At 72.8% G+C, this 26,600-nt stretch carries 15 protein-coding genes and 1 riboswitch; of the genes, 7 read left to right on the top strand and 8 right to left on the bottom strand.

Going from position 1 to position 26,600, the window contains the following annotated elements; translation table 11 throughout:
- Positions 1 to 254: 254 nt before the first annotated feature.
- Positions 255 to 812, bottom strand: a complete 558-nt coding sequence (locus EES42_RS22895) for a MarR family winged helix-turn-helix transcriptional regulator (protein ID WP_124720075.1) — start codon at positions 810 to 812, stop codon at positions 255 to 257.
- A gap of 155 nt (positions 813 to 967) precedes the next feature.
- Between EES42_RS22895 and EES42_RS22890 the strand changes: the two genes are divergently transcribed.
- Positions 968 to 2,272: an MFS transporter gene (locus tag EES42_RS22890; RefSeq protein ID WP_124720197.1), complete on the top strand. Its 1,305-nt coding sequence runs from the start codon at positions 968 to 970 to the stop codon at positions 2,270 to 2,272.
- A 32-nt stretch (positions 2,273 to 2,304) separates the two neighbouring features.
- On the opposite strand, the gene EES42_RS22885 is transcribed toward EES42_RS22890, so the two are convergent.
- Together EES42_RS22885 and EES42_RS22880 are read right to left on the bottom strand one after the other, a co-directional pair.
- Positions 2,305 to 4,107 carry an ATP-binding SpoIIE family protein phosphatase gene (locus EES42_RS22885; protein WP_124720074.1) on the bottom strand — a complete coding sequence of 601 codons (1,803 nt, stop codon included), beginning with the start codon at positions 4,105 to 4,107 and terminating at the stop codon, positions 2,305 to 2,307.
- Positions 4,108 to 4,295: 188 nt separating this feature from the next.
- Positions 4,296 to 5,774 carry an NAD(P)/FAD-dependent oxidoreductase gene (locus EES42_RS22880; RefSeq protein WP_241196513.1) on the bottom strand — a complete coding sequence of 493 codons (1,479 nt, stop codon included), beginning with the start codon at positions 5,772 to 5,774 and terminating at the stop codon, positions 4,296 to 4,298.
- A 421-nt stretch (positions 5,775 to 6,195) separates the two neighbouring features.
- Here EES42_RS22880 and EES42_RS22875 point away from each other — a divergent pair, with 421 nt between their 5' ends.
- The gene (locus tag EES42_RS22875; protein WP_241196512.1) at positions 6,196 to 7,086 is read left to right on the top strand and encodes a TetR/AcrR family transcriptional regulator; all 891 of its coding nucleotides are present in this window, start codon (positions 6,196 to 6,198) and stop codon (positions 7,084 to 7,086) included.
- A 513-nt stretch (positions 7,087 to 7,599) separates the two neighbouring features.
- Positions 7,600 to 9,603 (top strand): sigma-70 family RNA polymerase sigma factor, encoded by a 2,004-nt coding sequence (locus EES42_RS22870; RefSeq protein WP_124720073.1) that lies wholly within the window; start codon positions 7,600 to 7,602, stop codon positions 9,601 to 9,603.
- On the opposite strand, the gene EES42_RS22865 is transcribed toward EES42_RS22870, so the two are convergent.
- Positions 9,590 to 13,141, bottom strand: a complete 3,552-nt coding sequence (locus tag EES42_RS22865) for an AfsR/SARP family transcriptional regulator (protein WP_124720072.1) — start codon at positions 13,139 to 13,141, stop codon at positions 9,590 to 9,592. The genes EES42_RS22870 and EES42_RS22865 overlap by 14 nt on opposite strands.
- A 94-nt stretch (positions 13,142 to 13,235) precedes the next feature.
- The gene (locus EES42_RS22860) at positions 13,236 to 15,347 is read right to left on the bottom strand and encodes an asparagine synthase-related protein (protein WP_124720071.1); all 2,112 of its coding nucleotides are present in this window, start codon (positions 15,345 to 15,347) and stop codon (positions 13,236 to 13,238) included.
- Positions 15,348 to 16,566: 1,219 nt separating this feature from the next.
- Here EES42_RS22860 and EES42_RS22855 point away from each other — a divergent pair.
- From EES42_RS22855 to EES42_RS22840, 4 genes are all read left to right on the top strand, one after another.
- Positions 16,567 to 18,288, top strand: coding sequence for a sporulation protein (locus tag EES42_RS22855; protein WP_124720070.1), 1,722 nt, complete (start codon positions 16,567 to 16,569; stop codon positions 18,286 to 18,288).
- 207 nt (positions 18,289 to 18,495) lie between these two features.
- Positions 18,496 to 19,752 (top strand): L-2-hydroxyglutarate oxidase, encoded by a 1,257-nt coding sequence (gene lhgO, locus EES42_RS22850; protein ID WP_124720069.1) that lies wholly within the window; start codon positions 18,496 to 18,498, stop codon positions 19,750 to 19,752.
- Between the two features lie 4 nt (positions 19,753 to 19,756).
- Positions 19,757 to 20,623 carry a tRNA (guanosine(46)-N7)-methyltransferase TrmB gene (gene trmB / locus EES42_RS22845; protein WP_124720195.1) on the top strand — a complete coding sequence of 289 codons (867 nt, stop codon included), beginning with the start codon at positions 19,757 to 19,759 and terminating at the stop codon, positions 20,621 to 20,623.
- A gap of 148 nt (positions 20,624 to 20,771) precedes the next feature.
- Positions 20,772 to 22,412: a PrsW family intramembrane metalloprotease gene (locus EES42_RS22840; protein WP_124720194.1), complete on the top strand. Its 1,641-nt coding sequence runs from the start codon at positions 20,772 to 20,774 to the stop codon at positions 22,410 to 22,412.
- A 71-nt stretch (positions 22,413 to 22,483) separates the two neighbouring features.
- Here EES42_RS22840 and EES42_RS22835 read toward each other — a convergent pair whose 3' ends face one another.
- The 3 genes from EES42_RS22835 to EES42_RS22825 all read right to left on the bottom strand — a co-directional run bounded on the left by EES42_RS22835 (position 22,484) and on the right by EES42_RS22825 (position 26,389).
- Positions 22,484 to 23,428: an aldo/keto reductase gene (locus tag EES42_RS22835; protein ID WP_124720068.1), complete on the bottom strand. Its 945-nt coding sequence runs from the start codon at positions 23,426 to 23,428 to the stop codon at positions 22,484 to 22,486.
- Positions 23,429 to 23,685: 257 nt separating this feature from the next.
- A complete protein-coding gene (locus tag EES42_RS22830) occupies positions 23,686 to 24,792 on the bottom strand; it encodes a M23 family metallopeptidase (RefSeq protein ID WP_124720067.1) in 1,107 nt (368 codons plus the stop codon).
- Between the two features lie 11 nt (positions 24,793 to 24,803).
- Positions 24,804 to 24,956, bottom strand: a riboswitch (cyclic di-AMP (ydaO/yuaA leader).
- Between the two features lie 272 nt (positions 24,957 to 25,228).
- Entirely contained in the window at positions 25,229 to 26,389 is a 1,161-nt protein-coding gene (locus tag EES42_RS22825) for a PP2C family protein-serine/threonine phosphatase (RefSeq protein ID WP_124720066.1), read from the bottom strand.
- Positions 26,390 to 26,600 lie beyond the last annotated feature (211 nt).

Below are 26,600 nucleotides of genomic sequence, written 5' to 3'. Positions count from 1 at the left end.
CTGTTGGGCCGTTCCGACGTCCGAACTCTAGCGGATTTTCCCGGCGACTCATAATCGAGTCCTCGAAATCAATTTCGGCATGCCGAAATTGTCCCGAGTGGGAGATCGTGCTGAGTTTGGTTGCCGCATTCGCGGCGGGATCGGCTGTCGCAGAACCGTTCCGGCTCCGTGACAACTCGAAGAACCTTACGGATCGGCGAGGAGTGTGTCAACCCCGCCAGGTCAAGCCCTTTTCCCACGTGTCGGACACGGGTTCAGCCCAGGTCGGTGAGGCGGCCGCCGGCGTCCGGCTGGGCGTGCTCCACGCGGCGCAGGAGCCGGATCAGCATGTCGCCGAGGCCGCCTCGCTCGTCTCCCGTGAGGTCCTGGAGCAGGTCCTCCTCGAAGTCGGTGGCCATCCGCATCGCCTCCAGCCACTTCGTACGGCCCTCATCAGTGAGCTCGACGATCACGCGCACCCGGTTGTTCTCGTCCCGGTCGCGAGTGACCAGGCCCTCGCCCGCCATGCGGTCGATGCGGTGGGTCATCGCCGCCGGGGTGAGGCCCAGGCGCTTGGCCAGCTCTCCCGGACCCAGGCGGTACGGGGAGCCGGCCAGGACCAGGGTCTTGAGGACCTCCCACTCGGCGTTGCTGATGCCGAGGGCGGCGAGCTGGCGTCCGTACGCCACGTTCATCCGGCGGTTCAGTCGGCCCAGGGCCGAGACGACCTGCTCGACCTGCGGGTCCAGGTCGCGGAACTCGCGCTGATAGGCGGCGATCTGCTCGTCGAGGCTCGGCTCCTGCGGTCCGGGCTGCTCGGTGGTGTCAGGCATGGCGGGCAGTATGACACGCCCTCCAAAGCCGTCGAAGTCCTTCGATCTGTATTGTTGAGGTTCTAACTTTAGTGCTAAAGTCTTCGGGTTCGAGTCGTTCGGGTGGCTCGGCATGTCGCTTCGAGACCTTGAGGTAGGTGAGTGTGACCAGGGAGATGGGTGCAGCACTGCGGCGGATCCAGCTGGGGAGCGCGCTGAGCGCGTTCGGGCTGGGGTTCACCGTTCCGTATCTGTACGTCTATGTGGCACAGGTACGTGATCTTGGTGCTGGCACCGCGGGAGTCGTGCTTGCGGTCTTCGCCATGGCGGCGCTGGCCGTTCTGCCGTTCACCGGCCGTGCGATCGACCGGCGCGGGCCGCTGCCCGTACTCGTCGCCGCCTCGGCCATCGCCACCCTGGGCGCGATCGCCCTCGGTCTTTCGTCGGGCGTGACCGCGTCCGTGCTGTCGGCCGCGGTGCTCGGCGCGGGTACGGCGGTCATGCAGCCGGCACTCGCGACGATGCTCGTGTGGTGCTCCAGCACCGCCACCCGTACCCGTGCCTTCGCCATGCAGTTCTTCCTGCAGAACCTCGGGCTCGGCATCGGCGGGCTGGTCGGCGGACAGATCGTCGACACGAGCCGGCCGGAGTCCTTCACCCTGCTGTTCCTCATCGAGGCCGCGATGTTCGTCGTGCTCGGTGTCATCGCCTGCACGGTGCGGCTGTCGCGTGCGCCCGTCATCGCGGACGCCAGGCCGACCGACGGGTCCAAGGCACCCGGCGGGATGCGGGCGCTGCTCTCGCACCGGGCCATGGTGCAGCTGTGCGTGCTGGGCTTCGTGCTGTTCTTCGCCTGCTACGGACAGTTCGAGTCCGGGCTCGCGGCCTACGGCACCGAGGCCGCCGGGATGCAGCCCTCGACGCTCGGGATCGCGCTGGCCGCCAACACCGCCGTCATCGTCGTGGCGCAGTTCGTCGTGCTGCGGCTCGTCGAACGCCGCAGGCGCAGCCGGGTCATCGCCTCGGTGGGTCTGATCTGGGCGTTCGCCTGGATCGTGGCGGGTTACGCGGGGCTCGGGCACGGCAGCCAGACCATGGCGACGGCCGCGATGATCTCCACGTACGCGCTGTTCGGGCTCGGTGAGTCGATGCTGTCGCCGACCGTGGCCCCGCTGGTGGCCGATCTGGCGCCGGAGTCGATGGTCGGGCAGTACAACTCGGCGTTCGCCCTGTGCAAGCAGCTCGCGCTGGCGGTCGGTCCGGCCGTGGGCGGGCCGATGGGGGCGACGCTGCACGGTCCGTACATCGTGACGTTCGTGCTGTTCTCGCTGGGCATCACGGTGCTGGCGCTGCGGCTCGGCCGGCGGCTCACCCCCGTACAGGACCAGCCTTCGCTGGAGACGGTGCCGTCCAGGGTGGTGGCCGTGTCACTGCCGGACACCGAGTCCGCCGCCGCCTCCGCACCTGCCGCCGCTCGCTGAGCGGCCGGGCCCTGTCACCGGCAGGGCCCTCCTCAGTGCGGCAGGGCGAATTCGCACCAGACCGCCTTGCCGCCGCCCGGTGTGCGCCGGCTGCCCCAGGACGAGGCGATCGTCGCGACGATCGAGATGCCGCGGCCCGCTTCGTCCGCCGGGTCGGCCCGGCGGCGGCGCGGCAGGTGGTCGTCGCCGTCGGTCACCTCGATGATCAGGCGCCGGTCGGTGCGCCGCAGCCCCAGCCGCATCGGCGGGGTGCCGTGCTTGAGGGAGTTCGCGACGAGCTCGCCGGCGGCCAGTACGCCCAGGTCGCAGAGTTCGACCGGGAACCGCCACGAGGTGAGGACCCCGGTCGCGAAGGCGCGGGCGCGCGGTGCCGCCTCGATGCCACCGAGCAGATCGAGCGAGGCGTTGTGGAACAGCTCCGCGCTCGCCCCCGTGCGGGCCGGGTGCTGGACCACCAGCACCGCCACGTCGTCGTCGTGTTCCGCGGTGACGCCGAGGGAGCGGATCAGCCGGTCGCAGACCACCTGTGGTGAACCCTTGGCCCCGGAGAGGGCGCGTTCCAGCGCGGCGACGCCCTCGTCGATGTCCTCGCTCCGGCGTTCCACCAGGCCGTCCGTATAGAGAACTGCGGTGGAGCCGGGCGGCAGTGCGATCGTGCCCGAGGTGTGGATCCAGCCGCCGGTGCCGAGCGGCGGGCCCGTCGGGTCCTCGGCGCGGTGGACCGTGCCGTCCTCGTGGCACACCAGGATCGGGAGGTGGCCTGCGGAGGCGTAGACGAGCAGGCCCTCGTTGGGGTCGTGGACCGCGTAGGCGCAGGTGGCGATCTGGCTGGCGTCGATCTCGGCGGCGAGTCCGTCCAGCAGCTGGAGCACCTCGTGCGGCGGTAGGTCGAGCCGGGCGTAGGCGCGTACGGCCGTGCGGAGCTGGCCCATGACGGCGGCGGCCCGCACCCCGCGGCCCATCACGTCCCCGATGACCAGGGCGGTGCGGCCCGCGCCGAGGGTGATGACGTCGTACCAGTCGCCGCCGACCGCGGCGTCCGTGCCGCCGGGCTGGTAGGTGGCGGCGATCCGGAGGTCGTCGGGCTGCTCCAGCTCCTGCGGGAGCAGGGAACGCTGGAGGGTGACGGCCGTTTCGCGGTGGCGGCGCTCGCTGGCGCGGAGCCGTTCGGCGGCTTCCGCGTGGTCGGTGACATCGGCGGCGTACACGAGGACGCCGCTCTCGTCTCCTCTGCCCCTGCTGCTCCTGGAGCCCCTGCCGCCCTTGGTGCTCTTGTTGTTCTTGTTCGGCGGGTTGCCGTCGTCGGCTTCGTTCTCGTCGTCGCTGTCCCGGTGCACCGGGGTGCAGGTCACGGTGTACGAATTGCCGCTGCGGACCTTGCGGGACTTGACCGTGCGCGGGGTGCCGCTGCGCAGGACCTGGTCCATGAGGGGCAGCAGGCTCAGCTCGTCGAGCTCGGGCATGGCCTCGGCGGCGGTGGCGCCGGCCGGGCGGGGGCCGAAGGCGGCGGCGTAGGCGTCGTTGACGTACGCGATCCGGTGGTCGGGGCCGTAGACCAGGGCCACCAGGGCGGGCAGCTGGCCGAGGATGTCCTGGGCGGACAGGTCCTCCAGCGCGGGGCCGTCCGGCCGGGGCACCGCACCGCGCGAGTCGTCCAGCGGATCGTGATCCGTACCGCCCCGCGGGTCGTCGCCGGGGTCGCCGCCCGGCGGGCGGGGGCCCGTCTCGGGCTGTGCGTACTCGGCGCGCGCCGAGGGCACGGAACTGCGGTCGTCCCGTGCGGCGGCGCGGCGCTGCGTTCCAGGTAGGCGGGCGCTCCAGCGCGTGAAGTTCACGGAATTTCTGGCCTCGTGTATCGGTCTGGTCCGCTCTCGCGGGCTGCTCACTGTCGGTCACTGCCGGCCGGGTCACTCTGTGCAGATGTGGGCCCACCTATGGTCACACGTCCAGTGTGGCGGACCGTACGGACAGTTGTCGGTACGGTCCCGCCGCCGGGCGGGTGCACGGGCGGGTCGACGGTCCGTCAGGCGCCGTTCCCTGTCGGGCCGTCGGGCCCGGAGCCGGTTTCCGGCCCCGGCGAGTTGCCGGGACGTGGCGGGGCGTCCCGGCCCGGCGGCCCGTTCGGTCCGGGGCGTCCGCCGCCCGCGGCGAGCGCGAACTCGGCGCGCGGATGCTCCAGCGAACCGAGGGAGACGATCTCGCGTTTGAAGAGCCCGGCGAGGGTCCATTCGGCAAGGACTCGGGCCTTCCGGTTGAACGTCGGGACACGGCTGAGGTGGTACGTACGGTGCATCAGCCAAGCCGGATAACCCTTGAGCTTACGGCCGTAGACATGGGCGACGCCCTTGTGGAGGCCGAGCGACGCGACGGAGCCCGCGTAGCTGTGCCGGTACTCCTTCAGGGGTTCCCCGGCGATCGACGCGAGGATGTTCTCGGCGAGGACCTTGGCCTGGCGCACCGCGTGCTGGGCGTTGGGCGCGGTCTTCCGGCCGGCTTCTTCGGAGGTCAGGTCGGGCACGGCGGCGGCGTCCCCGGCGGCCCAGGCGTGCTCGACGCCCTCGACGGCGAGCTCCGCCGTGCACCTGAGCCTGCCGCGTTCGTCGGTCGGCAGATCGGTCGCGGCGAGGACCGGCGCGGGTTTGACGCCCGCGGTCCACACGAGAGTGCGGGTCGGGAACCGGGAACCGTCGCTCAGGACGGCGATCCGGCCCTCACAGGACTCCAGCCGGGTGTCGAGGCGTACGTCGATGTTGCGGCCGCGCAGCTCACGGATCGCGTACGTGCCCATCGTCTCGCCGACCTCGGGGAGGATCCGGCCGGACGCCTCGACGAGGATCCATTTCAGGTCCTCGGCCTTGATGTTGTGGTAGTACCGCGAGGTGTAGCGGGCCATGTCCTCCAGCTCGGCGAGGGCCTCGACGCCGGCGTATCCACCGCCGACGACGACGAAGGTGAGCGCGGCGTCGCGGATGGCGGGGTCGCGGGTGGCGGAGGCGATGTCCATCTGCTCGATGACGTGGTTGCGCAGGCCGATGGCCTCCTCGACGGTCTTGAAGCCGATGCCGTGGTCGGCGAGGCCGGGGACCGGGAGGGTGCGCGATACGGAGCCGGGGGCGAGGACGAGTTCGTCGTACGGGATCTCGACCGCGCCGGTGCCGTCCTCCCCGGTGGCGAGGGTGGTGACGGTGGCCGTGCGCTTGGCGTGGTCGACGGACCGCGCCTCGCCGATCACGATCTTGCAGTGCGCGAGTACGCGGCGGAGCGGGACGACGACATGGCGCGGTGAGATCGAACCGGCGGCCGCTTCGGGCAGGAACGGCTGATACGTCATATAGGGCTCGGGGGTGACGACCACGATCTCGGCCGCACCGCTTCTGAGTCTCTGCTTCAGCTTCCGCTGGAGACGCAGCGCTGTGTACATCCCGACGTAGCCGCCACCGATGACGAGAATGCGCACACCCGGTGGGGGGCCGGGGGGTGTTCCCCCGGAATCTGAAGCCATCACCACCCCATGACGCAACGTGCTCAAGGGTTTGTCCACAGCCTCGACAAATTGTGTGACCGGAGGTTCTCGACGGGCGGTGGCCGCGGGGCTGGGCGGTGATGTGCAAGCGGCGCAGGTCAGGGGTTGAGGCGGAGGTTCCGGACCGGGGCCGAATCAGTGAACAACCGGTCCTTGCACCGATCGGGGGGCGCTCCGTGCGGAACTACCCCCTTCTGAATTGAGCTGGGCTCAACTATGTTCGTATGTCGTCGGGGTGTCGGATGGAGACCATGATCCACTCTCCGGCTCAAACGGCGGGAAGTCTCCGGGGGGAGACGTCATAACCGGGGGAACAGTTATGCACATTCAGGATTCTTGGCAGGCTGCCGCGACGGTTCCGTCCCATTCGTCCGATGGAACAGGACGAAACGGAACGGCGGTGAACGGAGCGGTGGGAACGGTCGGGACGGTGGCGACCGGTTCGGTCGGCACCGTCGGGACCGGCGGGGCCAACGGAACGGCCGGTGTGGCCGGGGCTGCCGGGGCGAACGGCCGCTCGGCTCCGCTCCGCGTGGATGCTCAGCGCAATCTGGAACATGTCCTGCGGGCCGCACGCGAGGTGTTCGGCGAGCTGGGGTACGGGGCTCCGATGGAGGACGTGGCGCGTCGCGCCAGAGTCGGAGTCGGCACGGTGTACCGACGCTTCCCGAGCAAGGACGTGCTGGTCCGGCGGATAGCCGATGAGGAGACCTCCAGGCTCACCGACCAGGCCCGGACCGCGCTCGGCCAGGAGGACGAGCCGTGGTCGGCGCTTTCGCGCTTCCTGCGTACGTCCGTGGCCTCGGGCGCGGGGCGGCTGCTGCCGCCCCAGGTGCTGAGGGTCGGCGTCGATGTCGATTCCGACGGCTCCGACGGCTCCGGCGGCTCCGGCGGCTCCGGCGGCTCCGACGGCAGTGACCTGACGGCGGCCGGGGAGCCGGTGGCGGTATCGGGCTCGGCGTCGGTCGGCGAGCGGGACGAGGCACGGGTGCCTCAGCAGCGGCAGGGTGCCGGCCAGGCCGATCTCCGGTCGGCCGACGAGCGTTCCGCCGCGGAGACCGGCATCGAGGACGACGACACGGGAGCCGGCGAGTTGCTGGAGGTGGTCGGCCGCCTGGTGGACCGGGCACGGGCCGCCGGTGAACTGCGCCGTGACGTGACGGTCGCGGATGTACTGCTGGTGATAGCGACGGCGGCGCCTTCGCTGCCCGACCCGGCTCAGCAGGCCGCCGCTTCGAGCAGGCTCCTGGACATCCTGCTGGAGGGACTGCGTTCCCGGCCCGCCGCCTGAGCAAAGTGCGTGGGCGCAGTGGTGTTCGTGTGTGCCGCTGCGCCCCGCCGGCCGCTCGACGGGACAGCCGCCGGGCCACTCGCCGGGCCGCTCGCCGGGACAGTCGGGCAGACCGGCAGTCGGGTGATGGATGGCGGGTGACCAGGGCCGCGCAGGCGGGCGGCACGATGGTTGATGTGGCCCGTTTTGGTGGGTTCTCGGCTGATGGTCCGTCATCGCCCGAACCAGGTCGTACCGGCGCCCGCGCGCGCCCTCGCGCTGCCTGAACGCACGCCCTCTTCCCGCATCGGCGCGGACCGGCGGGCCCTGCGCTCCCGAATCGCGGACCGCGGCGACAACTCGTGCACGCAGAAAGCGATCTCACAGCTTTCCCCGAATGAATGGCTGTTAGTACTCACATTCGGAAAAACGCCCCGGATGAGTGGTTGCGGGGGCTGAGGGTCCGACGGGATTGCGCCATGTGGCACTCTTGCCCGATGTTCGGGTCCGACAGCGCATACGGGGGCTACCGCGATGAGCGGTGACGGGCAGCAGGAAGAGGCGTTCGACGACGTCTCCGCCGTGGGCGGTGTCGCGGAGGCCGGTGGGCGGTCCGCCCGGCAGGTTCCGAGCCAGGCCGGACCCGGGCGGTCGAGCGGTGACGCCGAGGGCGGCACGGTCCTGCCGGGTCCATGGCCGGCTCCGGCCGATCCCGACCCCGGCCCCGAGGCCGATGTCGCGGTGCCCATGCAGCGGGAGGGCGGCCGCACCGGCCTCACCGACGCCTCCGGCGCCGCGCCCTCCGACGCCGATCTGATCCGGCAGATGCGGGACGGCGACGACCTCGCGTACGAGGAGCTCTTCCGGCGCCACTCCGACGCGGTGCGACGCTACGCGCGGAGCTGCTGCCGGGACGCCCACACGGCCGACGACCTGACGGCCGAGGTCTTCGCCCGCACGCTGCAGGCGGTACGGCGGGGCAAGGGGCCCGAGGAGGCCGTTCGGGCCTACCTCATGACCGCCGTCCGCCATGTCGGAGCCGCCTGGACCAAGACCGCGAAGCGGGAGCATCTGGTCGACGACTTCGCGGTGTTCGCCGCGCAGGCGTCCCAGGCCTCCCAGGTGTCGGACGCGGACACGCTCGACCTGGGCGCGGATGTGCTGGCGATGCACGAGGCCGAGCAGTCGATGGCCATGCAGGCGTTCCGCAGTCTGCCGGAGCGCTGGCAGGCGGTGCTGTGGCACACCACCGTCGAGGAGGAGTCGCCCAGCGAGATCGCCCCGCTCTTCGGGCTGACCGCCAACGCCACGGCGGTGCTGGCCAGCCGGGCCCGCGAAGGCCTCAAGCAGGCCTACCTGCAGGCGCATGTGAGCCAGGCCCTGACCGCCGGTGGCGACTGCGCGCGCTACGCCGACCGGCTCGGCGCGTACGCCCGTGGCGGGCTCCGCATGCGGGCCGAGCGCGGCCTGCGCGGACACCTGGAGGAGTGCTCGAAGTGCCGGCTCGCCGCAGGCGAACTGGCCCATGTCAACGCCGGTATCCCCGCGCTGCTGCCGGTCGCGGTCATCGGCTGGTTCGCCGCCGGGTACACGCTCAAGGCTGCCGGGATCGTCGCCGGTGGCGCGGCCGGTGCCGCGGGTGCGGGTGCCGCCGCGGCGGCCACCGGGGGAAGCTCCAGCGGGAGTGCGGCCGGTGGTGCCGCGGCCTCGGAGGGGCTCGGTGCCCCGGCGAAGGCCGGCATCGCGGCGGCGGTCGTGGTGGCCGCCACGGCCGGGCTGGTCTGGGCACTGGTCGGCGACGACCAGCCGAAGCCCGAGGCCAGGCCCGCGACGAAGCCGGCCGTCGTGGCTCCCGCGGCGCCGACCCCGCCGCCCGCGCCGAAGCCGAAGCCGACGCCGCCGAAGCCCGCTCCCCCTGCCCCGCCCGCGCCTCCGGCACCGGCCCCGCCTCCGAAGCCGGAGCCCAGGCCGACGCCGCCCGCGAAGCCCACGCCCAAGCCGAAGCCCCCCACGCCGAAGCCGAAGCCGACGCCGACGCCCACCCGGACGCCGCCCCCGACTCCGACGCCCCCGGTCCCGACGCCCCCGCCGCCGCCCGCGCCGAGCGTCTATCAGGTCAGCGAGCTGAGTTATTCGATCCTGGGCGACCACTCCGAGCCGGAAGTGGTGATGGGTGAGAGCAGCTGGGTCTGGCAGCGTTCCAATGTGTCGATCGGCGGCACGACCTACGCGCACGGGGTGACCGTCAACAGCAATTCCTCGGTCACCATCCAGCTGAACAGGCAGTGCACTCGGTACGAGGCGATGGTCGGGATCGACGATCTGACGATGGGCATCGGCTCGGCGCGCTTCTCCGTCTTCAACGGCGACGGGACTCGGCTCTGGCAGTCCCCGGTGATGAACGGTCACGACCCGGCCATGCCGGTGAGTGTCGGGATCTCCGGTCAGGAGAGCATCCGGCTGGTCGTCGAGCCCGGCCACCCCGGTAACTTCACGGCCCTCGCGGACTGGGCGAATTCGAGGATCAGCTGCCAGTGAGGCGGTCCGGCGCACCCGAGGGGCCCGGCGTACCCAGTGTCACAGGCGCTCCCGGTAGCCCCGGCGCCCCCGGGAGCTCCTCGGTGATCCGGGTCAGCAGCTCGATGGTCTGGTCGACGGTCAGGGTGCGGCCCGCTGCGCGCTCCGACTCGTACAGCTGAGCTCCGAGCTCCTCGCGCGCCCGCCGCTCGGTCCCGGCCGCCTCGGACTGCTGTACCTCGGACCTCGGGTCGAACGGACGCCAGCTGTCCGCCGCCGCCAGGATCCGTACGGCCGCTCCGTACTGGCCCACCTCGGGCAGCACGTTCGCCACGTCCTCCGCCAGCTGCCCGGTGACGAGCTCGGCGCACTGGGCGTCCCGCGCCGCGCGGAGCGCCGCCGTCAGCCCCCGCACGCCCACGACCGGACCACCGCCGGGCCCCGGTTCGCGCACCGCGATCCGGGCGGCCAGCCCGTCGACCACGGCGTTGACGTGCGGCGGCAGGCTGCCCCGTCCGACCGCGCCCGCCGCCTCGGTGACCAGGTGCCGCGCCGCCACGATGTCACCCCGCTCCAGGGCCACGCCGGCGCGCAGGAACTGCGCGTACGCGCGGGCGTCGTGCACCTGATAACGCTCCGCATCCCGCTCGGCCTCGGTCAGGAGCCGGTCGAAGTCAGCGAGATCCCCGTTCAGATGGGCGAGTTCGGCGAGGCGGGCGAGGAGGAACGGCGCCTCGATGTGAGCCCCGACCTCACGGGACAGCAGCAGTGCCTCCTCGTACGCCGCCCGTGCCTGTGCCGACCGTCCGCGCATCACGGCCGCCTCCGCCGTCGCGCTCGCGACCTGCGCCCGGATCCAGCGGTCGCCGACGCGGCGGCTCAGTTCGCGCAGTTCCGCGAGATCGGCGTCGACCCCGGGCATGCCTCCGGGCATGTCGACGACCATGTGGGTGCGGTACATCAGCGTGACGCAGTACTCCCAGGCGCCGCCGTGGACACGGGCGTTCTCGACCGCCGTCTCGATGTTCGCGTGGGTTCCGGCCACCGTGCCGGTCCTGAACGTGGCCATGGGCCAGAGCAGTCCGGGGAAGCGGGCGGACTGCGGGCCCGAGGACCTGAACGCGTCGGCCATCCGTGCCATCAGCGCCTGACGGTCCTCGTCGTCGTGGAGGTCCTCGGTGGGCCGGGTCTCCAGTACGAGGAAGTGCCGCAGCATCTCCAGGTGCATGCGCGGCCAGTAGCGGGGGTCGCCGGCGTCGGCCGGCTCGGGTCCGAGCGCCACGGCACGTTCGGTCCAGGTGAGGCCCTCGGTGCGGAAGTTGCGCAGCCACCAGAACCACCCCATGCCGAGAACCAGTCGTACGGCCTCCGGCTCGGACGGGCCGGTGAGGACGGTCCGGTGGAGGGCGGCCCGGATGTTGTCCAGCTCCGTCTCCAGCCGCTCGATCCAGGGCAGCTGCTCGCCGGAGCGGATGCGGGGCTCGGCCCGCTCGACGAGTGCGAGGAAGTACGCGGTGTGCGCGCTCGCGGCGGCGGCGCGTATCTCCGGGGCCTCGGCGGCGCGTTCGGCGGCGTACTCGTGGATGGTCTCCAGGAGCCGGTAGCGCATCTCGCCGGCGGCGGCCGGGGTGGCGACGACGAGGGACTTGTCGACGAGAGCACCGATCAGATCGGCGGTGGAGAGCCGGCCGGGAAGCGGACCGGCAGGATCCGGACCGGCAGGATCCGGACCGGTGGATGCCGGTCCGGATGTGACGACGGCTTCCGCGGCCTGAAGGTCCCAGCCGCCCGCGAAGACGGATACCTGCCGCAGAGCCGTGCGTTCGTCCTCGTCGAGCAGGTCCCAGGACCAGTCGACGACGGCACGCAGCGTCTGCTGACGCGGCAGTACGGTGCGGCTTCCGCCGGTCAGCAGACGGAACCGGTCGTCGAGCCGGTCCGCGATCTGGCGCGGACCGAGCATCCGCAGCCGGGCGGCGGCCAGCTCGATGGCGAGCGGCTGCCCGTCGAGCCGCCGGCAGATCTCGGCGACGGCGTCCGCATCGTGCGCCGCCCCCTGCCCGGGGTCGAAATCGGGGCGCACGGCACGGGCGCGCTCGGCGAACAGCCGGTGGGCGGGATCGGCCGGGAGCGGGCCGACCGGGCGTACGGATTCGCCGGGGACGCCGAGGGGTTCGCGGCTGGTGGCGAGGATGCGCAGCCCCGGGCAGTGGGTGAGCAGGGTCTCGGCGAGGGCGGCGGCCGCGTCGATGACGTGTTCGCAGTTGTCCAGGATGAGCAGGACGGGGCGGATGCGGGAGCAGTGCGCCAGGTGCTCGACGAGGAGGCCGGTCGGGTCGGTGCGCGGCGGCTGTGCGTCGCGGTTGGTGTCGCGCAGGAGGGCCGTCTCGCGCAGCCCGAGAGCGGAGAGCACGGCTCCGGGTACGTCCACGGGGTCTTCCACGGAGGCGAGTTCGGCGATCCAGGCTTCCGTGGGAGCTCCCTGGGCGGCGGCCTCCTCGGCCAGCCGGGTCTTGCCGGAGCCGCCGGGGCCGGTGAGGGTGACCAGGCGGGAACGGGTCAGATCGGCGCCGATGAACCGGAGTTCGGGCTCGCGCCCGACGAACGAGGTGAGCCGGGGCCGGAGATTGCCGGCCGCGACGGGCGAGGCCACCGGGGCGGCCGAGGCCCCCGCCGCTGCCGCCGGCACCTTCGACTGCGGCTTCGACTGCGGCTGCGGATGCGGCTGCGGATGCGGATGTGACAGCGACTGCGACCACAGCTGCGGCTGTGGCTGTGACAGCGGCTGCGACGGGGTGAGCAACTCCCGGTGAAGTTCGTTCAGTTCAGTTCCGGGATCGGCCCCGAGGCCGTCGGCGAGAGTGCGGCGGGCGTCCTCGTACGCCACCAGCGCATCGGCCTGGCGGCCTTCGGCACTCAGCGCACGGATCAGCTGGGCCCGGAAGCGTTCGTCGTACGGATGGGCGGCGGTCAGCTCCATGAGCTCCGGTACGAGGGTCCGGGGGCCGCTCGTCCGTCCGTCGTCGGGCCCCGCAGCGGCGCCCGCGCCCGTGGCCGCGCACCGCAGGTCGGCCTCGATGCGGCGTTCCAGCGCGGCCAGGCGGTGGGCATCGGGGCGCAGAGCGTGGCCGTGGTCCCGGTCCGGCAGGTCGGCCAGGGCGGGGCCGCGCCACAGGCCGAGTGCGGTACGGAGCGTGCGTGCCGCCGTCGCGGGATCGCCCGAGTCGAGCTCCTCGGCGCCCCGGCGGGACAGCCGCTCGAACGCGTGCAGGTCGACGTCGTCCGGTCCGGCCTCCAGGCGGTAGCCCCCGTGGGTGCTCGTGATCGCGTCCCGGCCCAGTCTCCGGCGCAGTCGGCCGACGAGGGCCTGGAGCGCGGCGGGAGCGTCGTGCGGGGGATCCGCGCCCCATATGTCGTCGACCAGGTCGGCGACGGGGACGGAACGTCCCGCACGCAGCGCGAGGGCGGCGAGCAGGGCGCGCAGCCGGGTGCCGTTCACGGGCAGCACGGCGCCGTTCTCGTCTCGCGCCTCGGTGACGCCGAGGATCAGGTACCGCATCGGGCCATTGTGTCCCGTGCCCCGGCCGGCGGCAGGCGACCGCCCACACGGACCCCGCACGGACCCCGCACCGGCCCCGTACCGCCGCCCGTGCCTACGGCTGCAGCGTCCGCCTGGCCGGCACCACTCCGCCCGCGACCGCGCGCTGGCGGGGCGCCGCCGTGCCCGTCCAGCAGGTGCCGCGCCGCGACACCAGGCGGCGGAGCCAGAGCTCCGTGGACGCCAGGTGCGCGAGGCCGTCCAGCGGGAGCGGTTCGCCCTCGGAGGCCGCGCGCAGGGCCTTCCGTACGACACGGGCCTCGACCAGGCCCGCGTCAGCGAGGAGCGGGGCGTCGAAGAGGGCGATCAGCTCCGGGAGGGCGGCGCGCAGGCCGGTACGGGCGGTCGCGTTCGAAGTGGCGAGGGAGGGGGTGCCCCAGCCCGGTGGCAGATCGTGGATGCCCGCACCCGCGAGCACCCGGCGCAGGATCGCGGCGCGGGCGCCCGGCTGGACCCGGAGCGATTCGGGGAGCGCGCGGGCGGCGCGTACGACCTGGTTGTCCAGGAAGGGGGCGTGCAGCCGCTGGCTGCGGTTCTCGGCGGCCTGTTCCAGGATCCGGTGGTCGGCGGCGTACCGGGCCAGGGCGGCCCTGGCCCGGGCCTCGCCGGGGCGCTGGACGGAGACCGGGCGGACGGCCGCCTCCTGGAGCCGCACCGACACCTCGGCGAGCGCCTCCCCCGTGAGCCAGCGCGCGGCGGGCCCGGGCCGCGACCAGGCGAGGGCGGCGAGCGAGGCGTCGGCGGGGGTGTCGAGGTCGGGTGCGTTCCGGTTGGCGTCCGGCAGCCGGCCGGCCGCCGCTTCCAGGCCGGTGCGGTACGACGTACGGGACAGGCGGCGGGCCGCGCGGTAGACGGTGAGCGGCACGAACAGGGAGTGCGCGCTCGCGCCCTCCGCCCTGGCGAGCGCGGCGACCGGGCGCAGCAGATGGCGTCGGCGCCGGTCCATCAGCAGGTCGGCGAGGCGGGCCGGGTGGGCGTCGAGGACCTGGCGGGCGCCGCCGCCGACGAAGTGGTCGGCGCTTCCCGAGGCGAGGCGGCGGCGGTGGCGCTCGGCGACGACGAGGGACGGGGCGGGTTCATCGGTGAGCGGGCCACCGCCCAGGTCGGCGTAGGGCAGGGCCTCTTCCCCGGCCGCGACGACCACGTGGTGCAGGCGCGGGTTGGCGGCGATGACGCGGGCGCGTTCGAGTTCGTCCTCGTGGCCGCGCGCGGTGAGGTCGTTCAGGGTGACGGCGAGCAGCCGCTCGCCCGCGCCGGTGCCGTGGCCCAGGAGGGTGCCGGGCAGGCCCGGCAGTCCGGCGGCGAGCAGGGCGAGGGTGGCGGAGGCGCTGCCTCCGGACAGATCGGAGCCGATGCCGGGGACCGGTGCGCCACGGGCGGCGCGCCGTTCGGCGGGGCCCATGCCGGGGACCGGGCCGGGGTCGGGCGGCAGGGTCTCGGGCGCGTGGCGCGGGGCGAGGAGCCGGGCGCGTACGGCTTCGACCAGTGCGTCGCGTACGCCTTCGACGGCGCTGACCGGGTCGATCTGGGGTGCGGCCACGGCGAGCGAGGCCACCGCCTCGTAACCGGTGATCTCGCGCGAGCCCTCGCGGAGGATGAGCGCATGGCCCGGCGGGATGCGTTTCACCCCGGCGTACGGGGTGCCGTCGCGCAGCGCCTCCGGTGTTTCGGGGCAGGCGAGCAGGGCGGCCAGGTGGCCGATGTCCAGCTGGGCCTCGATGAGGTCGGCGAGCGGGAGTGCGGCGGTGGCGTACGCCGTGCCGCCCGCCCAGGGGGTGTAGAAGACGGGGCGGGCTCCGGCGAGGTCGCCGATGACGGTGATCCGGCGGCCGATCTGGACGACGGTGGTGTAGCTGCCGGGCCAGGAGGTGAGGTGGCGCAGGGCTCCGCCGCGGGCGGCGAGGAGGCCGGAGCGCAGCTGTTCGTCGGTGGCGCTGCAGCAGCCGAGGACGGCCATCCGGGCGGTGGGCGCGCCCTCGGCGGTCTCGACCGCGGTGATCCGGATCTCGTCGGGCCGCCAGTCCCCCACGGCCCAGAGCGGATCCGGGTCGCCCCACAGGAGTTGGGAGCCCACGGGGTGCATCGTGCGCCCCTCGTCACTGGGTCCGACCGCTCCGGCCGTGCCGAAGCTCGCGGCGATACTGCTCCACCCCACCAACCAACGCATCGCCGCCTCCACAGGCTGTGGACAAAACGGCGCAGCAGGAAAGTATCGGGTGAACACCGGTAACGCGCGGCGCCGTTGCGAACATGCTGCCACGACAACGGCGCGCAGGAGGGGCTACGTACAGCGCACGTCGGAAGGGCATGCGCCCCTGGCAAAGGCCGCGCCGGGCCGGGGGCCGGGTCGGCCGGGGCACCGCCCGGGTCGCCGTCCGGGTCCGTCCGGGCCCGCGCTGGAGGCGGCCGCCGCCTCGGCGGCAGGACGTCACACGCCGCCTCCGCCGAGCGCCCCGTCCACCAACTGACGTACGGAACAAGCGCGTTGCGTGCCCCGCGCGAGCCGGATCCGCCAGCCGAAATCCAGCCATGCTCAAGCCGCGGCCGAGCCGTTGCGAACCACTCACGGGCCGTTCGACGGACACCCCTCCGGCGGTCGACGAGATGTCCGCGAAACGGGCGGCCCAACCTCGGACGACCGGCGACATCCGGCCAATTTCAGAGCGGGTCGGAACCGTGCGGCGCGACCCCCGCCGCACCGGAAGTCCTCTTTCGCCCCACTTCATTCCCCGAATCTTCCCGAATGCCTCCAGGATCCCTCCGACAGCCGCGAAGGATCTCCACCGGGGCTGCCGACGCACAGTCCGGGAGGTGTCGTTCACCTCCCGGACCGGTCCGCCGCCTGCGGGGAATGAGGCGGCAGTGTCCCCCAGCCCACTGGGTCCTGTGCAGTGGGCCGACCCACGCAGCACCCATGGAAACGCTTCCGAAACAGCCGGACGAGAGCGCACGGCCGGGCGCACGGCCACACACCAGGAGCACGTCCACGGCCCGGCCCGCGACGCCGGCGCCGCACTCGGACGACGCCTCTCACGTGCCGTTCCCGTGCGCCGTCGAGCAGCCGCCCGGGCCCGGCGAACCTGGCACCCGGACCGCGTACGGGCCCCGTACCGACCGCGCCCGATCCGCACCCGAACCCCATCCGTTCCACCGCCCGCGTCCGCACGGACAACAATCCCGCCATACGGACGTCTGCCCCTTAACGGTAGGGATGCGGCGAACTACGCTGGGTTTACTGAGGTTCTCTGCAGGAGGCATATTCCTCGGGGCTCGGCCATATGCGTGTGCGGCCGGAGTGCCGGGGTTCGCCGCTGGGGAGGACACGGTACGAATGCCGCGCGCCGCAACGGTGACGCGGCGGCCGTCTGTGTGTCGAGGGGTGGCGCATGTCCAGGGAGCAACGCGGACCGAACGAGAAGCTCGGAACCGTTCTCGCCCTCGCGGGAATCAGCAACGCCGGGCTCGCCCGGCGGGTCAATGACCTCGGGGCGCAGCGCGGTCTGACACTTCGGTACGACAAGACCTCGGTGGCCCGGTGGGTCTCCAAGGGCATGGTGCCGCAGGGCGCCGCGCCCCATCTCATCGCTGCGGCGATCGGCGCCAAGCTCGGCCGGCCCGTCCCGCTGCACGAGATCGGGCTCGCGGACGCCGACCCGGCGCCGGAGGTCGGGCTGGCCTTCCCGCGCGACGTGGGCGAGGCGGTCCGCTCGGCGACCGAGCTGTACCGGCTGGATCTGGCCGGGCGGCGGGCGGGCAGCGGCGGGATCTGGCAGTCGCTCGCGGGCTCGTTCTCGGTGAGCGCGTACGCGACGCCCGCGTCCCGCTGGCTGATATCCCCCGCCGACGCGACGGTGGAGCGAGACGCGGCGGTGGCCGAGGCCCCCGCCTTCGGCACCCAGGGCGCACGGGGCGCACGGGGCGCACGGAGCGATGCGGGGGCGCAGAGCCCGCCGGGCAGGGCGGCGAGGAGCACGGCGGCGGTGCCGCCAGGCGCCCCGGCCGCGCTGAACGCCCAGGCGGCCCGGACGGCGCTCGGCACGCTGGGAGCGCTGGGTACGCGACAGGCACCCGCCATCCCCGCCCAGCCCCGCCCGGACGCGGCACCCGCGCCGGCCCCGGCGGCGGAACCGGCACCCGTGTCCCCCGCCGTACCGGCCACCGCGGTCACCACCACCAGCGACATCTCCCCGCTGCGGGTCGGCCACAGCGATGTCTCCAAGCTGCGCGAGGCGGCCCAGGACGCCCGCCGCTGGGACTCCAAGTACGGTGGCGGGGACTGGCGTTCCTCCATGGTTCCCGAGTGTTTACGGGTCGATGCCGCACCGCTGCTGCTCGGCTCGTACAGCGACGAGGTGGGCCGGGCACTCTTCGGCGCCGCGGCCGAACTGACCAGGCTCGCCGGCTGGATGGCCTTCGACACCGGCCAGCAGGAGGCCGCGCAGCGCTACTACATCCAGGCGCTGAGACTCGCGCGGGCCGCGGCCGACGTCCCTCTCGGCGGCTATGTGCTCGCGTCCATGTCGCTCCAGGCGACGTACCGCGGCTTCGCCGACGAGGGGGTCGACCTCGCGCAGGCCGCCGTGGAGCGCAACCGGGGCCTCGCCACGGCCCGCACCATGAGCTTCTTCCGCCTGGTGGAGGCGCGTGCCCATGCCAAGGCGAACGACGCGGCCGCCGCGGGATCCGCGCTGAAGGCCGCCGAGGGCTGGCTGGAGCGCTCCAGGGACGGCGACGCGGACCCGTCCTGGCTGGGCTTCTACTCGTACGACAGGTTCGCGGCCGACGCCGCGGAGTGCCACCTCGATCTGAAGGCGCCCCGGCAGGTGCGGCGCTTCACCGAGCAGGCGCTCTCCAGGCCCACCGAGGAATTCGTCCGCTCGCACGGGCTGCGGCTCGTGGTGTCGGCGGTGGCCGAGCTGGAGTCGGGCAATCTGGACGCGGCCTGCGCCGCGGGCACCCGGGCGGTGGAGGTGGCGGGCCGCATCTCCTCGGCGCGGACCACCGAGTACGTACGTGATCTGCTGCACCGGCTCGAACCGTACGGTCACGAGCCCCGCGTCGCCGAGCTCCGTGAGCGGGCCCGGCCGCTCCTGGTGGCCCCCGCCTAGCCCGCCCGGCCGGCCTGATCGGCCCGCGCGGCGCACGAGGCGGGCGGGCGGCGGCAGGCATACGCGCGGTGTCGTCACGGCATCCGGACGGCATCCGCGCGGAGACCGGTGTGCCACGGGCCGTAAAGATTCGGCGCCACGCTGGGCCGCACTGGTTTGAGTGCGTTGTCAGTGGGTCAGTGCACTATCGGGGTGGGAGGTGGCGTGATGATGACGCGCGCGGCGTACGACTGCGATGTGCTGGTGATCGGCGGCGGGATCGTCGGCCTGTCGACGGCGTATGCGATCACGCGCACCGCTCCGGGCACCCGGGTGACGGTCCTGGAGAAGGAGTGGGGCCCGGCCCGGCACCAGACCGGACGCAACAGCGGAGTGATCCACAGCGGCATCTACTACCGCCCCGGCTCGCTCAAGGCCCGCTACGCGGTGCGCGGCGCCGCCGAGATGGTCGACTTCTGCGCCGAGCACGGCATCGCCCACGCGGTGACCGGCAAGCTGATCGTCGCGACCGAGCGGTCCGAGCTGCCCCGGCTGCACGCCCTGGTCCAGCGCGGCCGGCAGCACGGACTGCCGGTGCGCGAGCTGGGCCCCGCCCAGATCACGGAGTACGAGCCCCGGGTGCGCGGCCTCGCCGCGATCCGGGTCGGATCGACCGGGGTGTGCGACTTCGGCGCGGTCGCGGCCCGGTTCGCCGCCGAGGTGAGCGGGGCCGGCGGGGTGATCCGTTACGGGGCGGAGGTCACCGAGATCGACCGGCGCCCCTGGGGCGTGGCGGTGCGCACGGCGGACGGCACGGTGGTGCGGGCCCGGGTGCTGGTCAACTGCGCGGGGCTGCAGTGCGACCGGGTGGCCCGGCTCGCGGGCGACGACCCGGGCATGCGGATCGTGCCCTTCCGGGGCGAGTACTACGAGCTGGCGCGGCCGGAGCTGGTGCGCGGCCTGGTCTATCCGGTGCCCGATCCGGCGTTTCCGTTCCTCGGGGTCCATCTGACCCGGGGCCACGACGGCGGCGTCCACGTCGGTCCGAACGCGGTGCCCGCGCTGGCCCGCGAGGGCTACGGCTGGCCGGTCGTGCGCCCGCGAGAGCTGGCGGACACCCTGGCCTGGCCCGGCACCTGGCGGATAGCCCGCAGACACTGGCGGTACGGGGCGGGCGAGGTGCACCGTTCGCTGTCGAAGCACGCGTTCACCCAGGCCGTGCGGCGGCTGCTGCCGGAGGTGACGGAGGCCGACCTGAGACCGGCCCCGGCCGGGGTCAGGGCCCAGGCGGTGCTGCGGGACGGCACCCTGGTGGACGATTTCCTCATCCGCGAGGCCCCGCACACCGTCCACGTGCTGAACGCGCCGTCGCCCGCCGCGACGGCCTCGCTGCCCATCGGGCGGGAGGTGGCACGCAGGGCGCTGCTCCGGGCACGGGAGACGGGGTGGAGACCGCCCGCCGTAGAATCGGGGCATTGTGTCTGAGCCCATGAACCCCTCCGAGAGCCTCTCCGGGGACTCCCCCGAGAGCTCCTCCGAGCACCGCTCCTCGTCCGCCGCCGGGATTCCGTCCGCCGCCGGGATTCCGGACGATCTGCGCGCCGCCTCCTTCGAGCGGCAGCGCAGGCTGCGCCAGGAGCCGCGCTTCCCGGGCGGGCCCGCCGTCGATCCGGCCGGCTCGCACCACGAGCGCCGGATCCGCAGCTTCCAGCCGCGCCGCAGCCGCGTCACACCCGGCCAGGAGGACGCCCTGCTGCGGCTCTGGCCGAGGTGGGGCCTGGACATCGACGGACAGCGCGTCCTCGACCTGCCCGAGCTGTTCGACGGGCTCCCGACCGTGCTGGAGATCGGCTTCGGGATGGGCGAGGCCACCGCGCAGATGGCCGCCGACGACCCGGGCACGGGCATCCTCGCCGTCGATGTGCACACCCCTGGCCAGGGCAATCTGCTCGGCCTCGCGGACCGCAACGGCCTGTCGAACATCCGGGTGGCCAACGGCGACGCGATCATCCTGCTGCGCGAGATGCTCAAGCCGGACTCGCTGGACGGGCTGCGGGTGTACTTCCCCGACCCGTGGCCCAAGAAGCGCCATCACAAGCGGAGGCTGATCCAGCCGGAGTTCCTCGATCTGGTGGCACAGCGGCTGAAGCCGGGCGCGGTGATCCACTGCGCGACCGACTGGGAGCCGTACGCCGAGCAGATGCTGGAGGTGCTGAGCGCGCACCCCCTCTTCGAGAACACACAGGCGGACGGCGGCTACGCGCCCCGGCCCGCGTTCCGGCCGCTGACCCGGTTCGAGGGGCAGGGCCTGGACAAGGGCCACGTCGTGCACGACCTGCTCTTCGCCCGCCGCTGAGACCGGCAGGGGGCCGGGGCACGCCGGGCCGGTGGGCCGGTGGGCCGGTGGGCCGGTGGGCCGGGGCCTGCGCGTCGTGCTACGCGCCAGGTGGCCGACGGGCGCCCCATGGCCAGGTGTCAGTGCTGCTGGTTAGGGTCATTGCGTGGTGTCCGACGGGTCTGTCCAGCAGCGGCTGTCGCAGCCGGCCGTCCCGCTCCTCAAGGAGCAGCGGGTCGGCGAGATCCTGGCTGCCGTGCCGGAGCGCAAGTACTGGCGTTACCGGCCGCGCCGCGTGGGCATGGTGTGGCGCAGCCGGACGTTCCGCGTCGTGGCGGTGTTCACGGTGCTCGCGATCTGCGGTCTGGCGATCCTGGCCCTGGTCCGTGACCAGACGGGCACTCAGGGGTTCCTCGTCGGCCTCGGCCTCGCCGTGCTGCCCGTACCGCTCCTGCTGGCGGCGTTCCGCTGGCTGGACCGGGTCGATCCGGGCCCCTGGCGCAATGTGCTGTTCGCCTTCGCCTGGGGTGCGTTCGCCGCCGCCCTGGTCGCGATCCTGGCGAATTCCTTCGCGACCCGCTGGATAGCCACGACCATCGCCGACCCGTCCAACGCCGATACCCTCGGCGCCACGGTCATAGCCCCGGTCGTCGAGGAGAGCGCCAAGGCCGCCGCGGTCCTGCTGATCTTCCTGTTCCGAAGACGGGAGTTCAACGGGATCGTCGACGGCGTCGTGATCGCGGGCGTCACCGCGAGCGGCTTCGCCTTCACCGAGAACATCCTCTACCTCGGCAACGCCTTCGGCGAGGACCAGCAGATCGGCAACTCGGGCGTCGTATCGGTGACGGCCGCGACGTTCTTCGTACGGGCGGTGATGTCGCCGTTCGCGCACCCGCTCTTCACGGTGCTGACCGGCATAGGTTTCGGGCTCGCCGCGGCCTGCGCCCGGCGCCGACGGATCCGCCGCACCGTGCTGCCGCTGCTGGGGCTCGTCCTCGCCATGGGCATGCACTCGCTGTGGAACGGATCGGGGGTCTTCAGCCCGTACGGCTTCTACGCCGTGTACGCGGTGTTCATGGTCCCGGTCTTCGGCCTGGTGACCTGGCTGGCGATCTGGTCGCGCCGGCGGGAGCTGCGCACCCTCGCCGCCGAGCTGCCCGCCTATGCGGCGGCAGGCTGGCTGAGCCCGGAGGAACCGCTCGCCCTCTCCTCGATGCGGGCCCGCGGCCTGGCCCGCGACGCGGCCCGCCGCCAGTACGCCGTCGCGGCCCGGGGGAGCCGGTACACCCCGTACGGGCCCGGCTGGGCGCCCGGATCCATGCCCGGCTCCACACTGGGAGTGGTACCGGGCTCCATGCCCGGGGCCGTGCCCGGTCCCTCTGCCCAGGCGGCGCAGACGAAGGCCGCGACGCAGGCCGCGACGCAGGCCGCGGAGGCCCACGGGAAGGCGGCCGCCCGCGCCGTCGCCGAGTACGAATCGTTCGCGACCTCACTGGCCGCGCTGCGCCTCCAGGCCCGCCGCGGTACGACCGGCCCGGACTTCGCCGAACGCGAGCTGGAGCTGCTGCACCACCTCTGGCAGCGCAGGGAGGTGGCCGCCCCCGCCCTGACGTACGCGGCGCAGGCGACGGGACTCCTGCGCCCCCACCGCCTGCCGCCGCTCCCGTACGCCCAGCAGTTCACTCCGCACACGCAGTACGGCGCATACGGCAACGGCCCCACCCAAGCGCAGGCGCATGCCCAGCCGCCCGGACCCGGGCCCGGCACCGGCTACAACCCTTATCTGAGGCCGCAGCAGCCACCGCGCTAAGGCCTGGGCCTGCCCGACGGATCGGGCAGACCCTGCGGCCGGGCGGATCAGGCGGTCAGGGCGTCAGGCGGTCAGGCGGATGCCTCGGTGAGTTCGGCCAGCTCCTGCTCGGTCAGCGTGAGGTCCGCGACGGCCAGCAGCGCGGGCAGCTGCTCGACCGTACGGGCCGAGGCGATCGGCGCGACCACGGTCGGCCGGGATGCGAGCCAGGCCAGCGCGACGGTCGCGATCTCCGCGTCGCGCTCCTTGGCGACCTTGTCCAGCGCGGCCAGGACCTTCTGTCCCCGCTCCGACTCCAGGTGCTGCCGGGCGCCCTCCGCCCGCGCGCTCTCCACCGAGGAGCCCGGACGGTACTTGCCGGTGAGGAAGCCGGAGGCCAGCGCGAAGTAGGGCACGACGCCGAGCCCGGCACGGGCCGCCGTGTCCTGGAGCTCGCCCTCGTAGGTGTCGCGGGAGACCAGGTTGTAGTGCGGCTGAAGGGCGACGTAACGGGCCAGGCCCTCGCGCTCCGAGAAGTCCAGGGAGGCCTGGAGCCGCTCGGGGCCGATGTTGGAGGCGGCGATCTCCCGGACCTTGCCCTCCTTCACCAGCTGGTCCAGGGCGGTGATGATGTCCTCGACCGGCACGGTCTCGTCGTCGAAGTGCGTGTAGTAAAGATCGATGTGGTCGGTGCCGAGCCGGCGCAGCGACTCCTCGGCCGCGGCCTTGATGTTGGCGGGAGCGAGCCCCTTGTACTGGGGGTGGGTGCTGACCTTCGTGGCGACGACGATGTCGGAGCGGTTGCCGCGTGCGGCGAGCCACTTGCCGATGACGGTCTCGGACTCGCCGCCCTCGTTGCCCGGAACCCAGGCCGAGTACCCGTCGGCGGTGTCGACGAAGTTGCCGCCGCCCGCGGCGTACGCGTCCAGAACGGCGAACGACTGTGCCTCGTCGGCAGTCCAGCCGAAGACGTTGCCGCCGAGAGCGAGCGGGAAGACCTGGAGGTCGGAAGGGCCCAGCTTACGAAGAGAAGTCATAAGTGAAACAACGGATTCCGGTGGGCCCGCTATTCCGGTGGGCCCGCTGTTCCGGTGGGCCCGCTGTTCCGGTGCGACCCGTTCCGGTGGGCCCGCTGTTCCGGTGCGACCCGTTCCGGGAACTCACCGCTCCACTCCCCCGTCCCGCCCACAGACAGACCGGCAGCCCTGACGTCGGGGGGTGAGCGTCAGGACTGCCGGGGTTCATCGGCCGGCGAACCGGCTCGGACCGAACGGCCCACGAGGTGGGCGTCGGATCAGGGGTTGAGGCCCTTGCCGCGGAGCCAGGCCATCGGGTCGATGCCCGTGCCGCCGGCGGTGTGGACCTCCAGGTGGAGGTGCGGTCCCGTCACGTTGCCGGTCGCGCCGACCCGGCCGATGGTCTCGCCGGTGCTGACCTTCTGGCCGACACTGACGCCGATCGAGGACTGGTGGCAGAACCACAGCTCCGTACCGTCGTCGAGTTCGAGCACCGTGCGGTAGCCGTACGCGCCGGACCAGCCCGCCGACTTGACCGTGCCGCTGTGGATGGCCTTGATCGGGGTGCCGGTCGGGGCCGCGAAGTCGAGGCCCGTGTGATAGCCGGAGGACCACATCGAGCCGGCCTCGCCGAAGGTCGAGGTGATCGTGTACGAGGAGGTCGGGATGGCGTAGCTGGCGGCGAGCTTGGCCAGCCGCAGCGCCTCCGCCTTCTTCTTGGCCTCCTCCTCCGCCTTCTTCTTCTCGGCGGCGGCCTTGGCCTCGGCCGCGTCCTGCTGCTTCTTGGCCTCGGCGGCCGCCTTCTCCGCGGCCTTCTTCTCCTCGGCCGCCTTGGCCTCGGCGTCGGCGGCGTCCTGCTGCTGCTCGGCCTGCTGGAGGATGCGGGCACGGAGCGCCTCGCCCGCGTCCGTCGTGCCCTGCTCGGCCTCGGCGGTGGTGATGCCGGCGGTGGTGAGCGGGGCGGTGGCGGCCGCGACCTCGGTCCTGTCGGCCTCGGACTCGTCGGAGAACAAAGCACCCACGCCCGGAAGGGACTTGGCGTCGGGGAGGTTGTCCTTGATCGAGTCGGGCACGGAGATGGAGACCGGCGGCTTGCTCTGCGCGGTGGCCATGCCACCCGCGCCGACCGCCGCTATGACGCCGACACCCAGCACCGTGGAGCTGCGGGCGAGGCCGTTGCGCTGCTTGGCGACGCGGTGCCTGCCGCGCACCGGGCGGACGGACTCCTCGGTGGGGTTCCACTCGTCCCAGCCGCGGTCGGGCTCACCGGTGAAATCACCCGTGAACTCACCCGTGAAATTGCCGGTGAAGTCGCCGCCGGGCTCGGTGCCGTAGTCGGAATCGAACCGGGACGGGGCCTCGGGGGCAGGCTTGTTGGACGCCACGGGGGCGCACTCCTTTCCTTCCTTCTCGCCTACCGGGTTAGCTGACGGGTTCGGAGCAGGAAGGTCTCCTACGGGCCCCTCTGCCTCTCACGAGACACAGGTGTCCGATTCACCCCATGTAGGTGGTTCCCCGGTTCCCTTGCGGAATTCGGCGCTCGCGCGCGGTGCCGCCACTGACGACGGCTGGGACGACCGCGCTGCGTTATCGAACGTTAATAGACACCGGGGCCGTATTCCAAGCTGTTCCAACTGATCGTTCACTTCTTTGGCCTGGACTTTACGGGACACAAGCGGGTGGAATCGGACGAGTTGACCGACTCTCAGTCACTACCCTGTTTCTGACGTTGCGTCAAACGTTATGCGGAGCGGCGCCTTTCGATTACGTACGGTGGCATCGCCCCCAGCACGTCCCCAGCACGTCCCCACCGCACCCCCATCACGCCTCCTCGACACCGACGATCGGCACGGTCCTTCGCCGGTCCGGCTGCCCCTCCGCCGGACGTACGACCGCGAGCAGCGCCATGTCGTCGGTCGACTCGCCGCCCGTGTGCAGCCGTACGTCGTCGGTCAGGGCGGACAGCAGTTCCTCGGGCCCCGGGAAGATCCGCCCGCGCAGCCGGGCCGCCGGATCGTAGAAGACCCCCTCGGCGTTCCGCGCCTCGGAGAGGCCGTCCGTGTAGAGGAGCAGGGTCGTCCCGGCCGGCAGGTCCCACTCGTCCGTGCACTCCGGCCACGCCCCCAGGTCCATGCCGAGCGGCAGCGCGGGCACCGACGGCCTCAGCACCTCCAGCGCCCCGTCCGGATGCAGCAGGATCGGTTCGGGGTGACCGCGGTTGACGATCCGTACCCGGGGCAGCCCGGACGGGATCTCGGCCAGCACGGCCGTGATGAACCCTTCGAGCACGTCGAGCCCGCCCCGCCGCGCCTCCTCCCGGGCCAGCGCCCGCTCCAGCCGCCCCGCCACCCCCTCCAGCGAGGCTTCCTGCTCGGCCGCCTCGCGGAACGCCCCGATGACCACCGCCACCGTCTCCACGGCGTCGAGCCCCTTCCCCCGCACGTCCCCGACCACCAGCCGCACCCCCCACGGGGTGTCCGACACGGCGAACAGGTCACCGCCGACGAACTCGTCGGCCTGCGCCGCCTCGTACCGTGCCGCGACCTGCAGTCCGCCGGTCCGGTCGGCCGGCTGCGGCAGCACCGCGCGCATGGCGGTCTCCGCGATGTACCGCGCGGAGGCCAACTGCTCGTTGCTGCGCCGCACGACCCCGTTGATCACGACCGCGAGGACCGAGACGGTGGCCAGGGTCAGCAGTTCGATGAGCGGCACGGCCTCGGGCAGCGTGCTGCTGTACAGCCGCAGCACGATGACGGCCAGCATCGACGTGATACCGGTGCGGACGGTGCTGGCCAGCGAGAAGAACGGGGCGGCGATCAGCGGAGCGGCCACGAACAGCGGGATGGCGGTGAAGGTCGGCGGGGTGAAGATGTCGAACAGCAGCCCGCCGAGGATCATCAGGGGAGGCAGCGCGCGTACGAATCGACGGGTGCGGGCACCGCTCCCGACATACCTGCCGCGCCGCTTCTCCCGCTTCCACACCTGTGGTCTCCTGCCCGGTACGCGCGCGGCTGCGGACGGTACCGCGCCCCACCCCCAGGCTCACCGGACCGGAACGAAGCGGCGACTCCTCGTCGGCCAATGGAGGGACGCGGAGGGACACAGGGGAGGGGCATGTGCACCGCTGCTCGCGCGCCACGCGGCGAAACGAATCAGGCCCGGCACGCTGTGTGCGTGCCGGGCCTGAATCCTT

The organism is Streptomyces sp. ADI95-17, assembly GCF_003846175.1.
Classification (GTDB): Bacteria; Actinomycetota; Actinomycetes; order Streptomycetales; family Streptomycetaceae; genus Streptomyces; species Streptomyces sanglieri.
The sequence above is the reverse complement of the archived record's forward strand: the minus strand, read 5'-3'. Positions and strand labels throughout refer to the sequence as shown.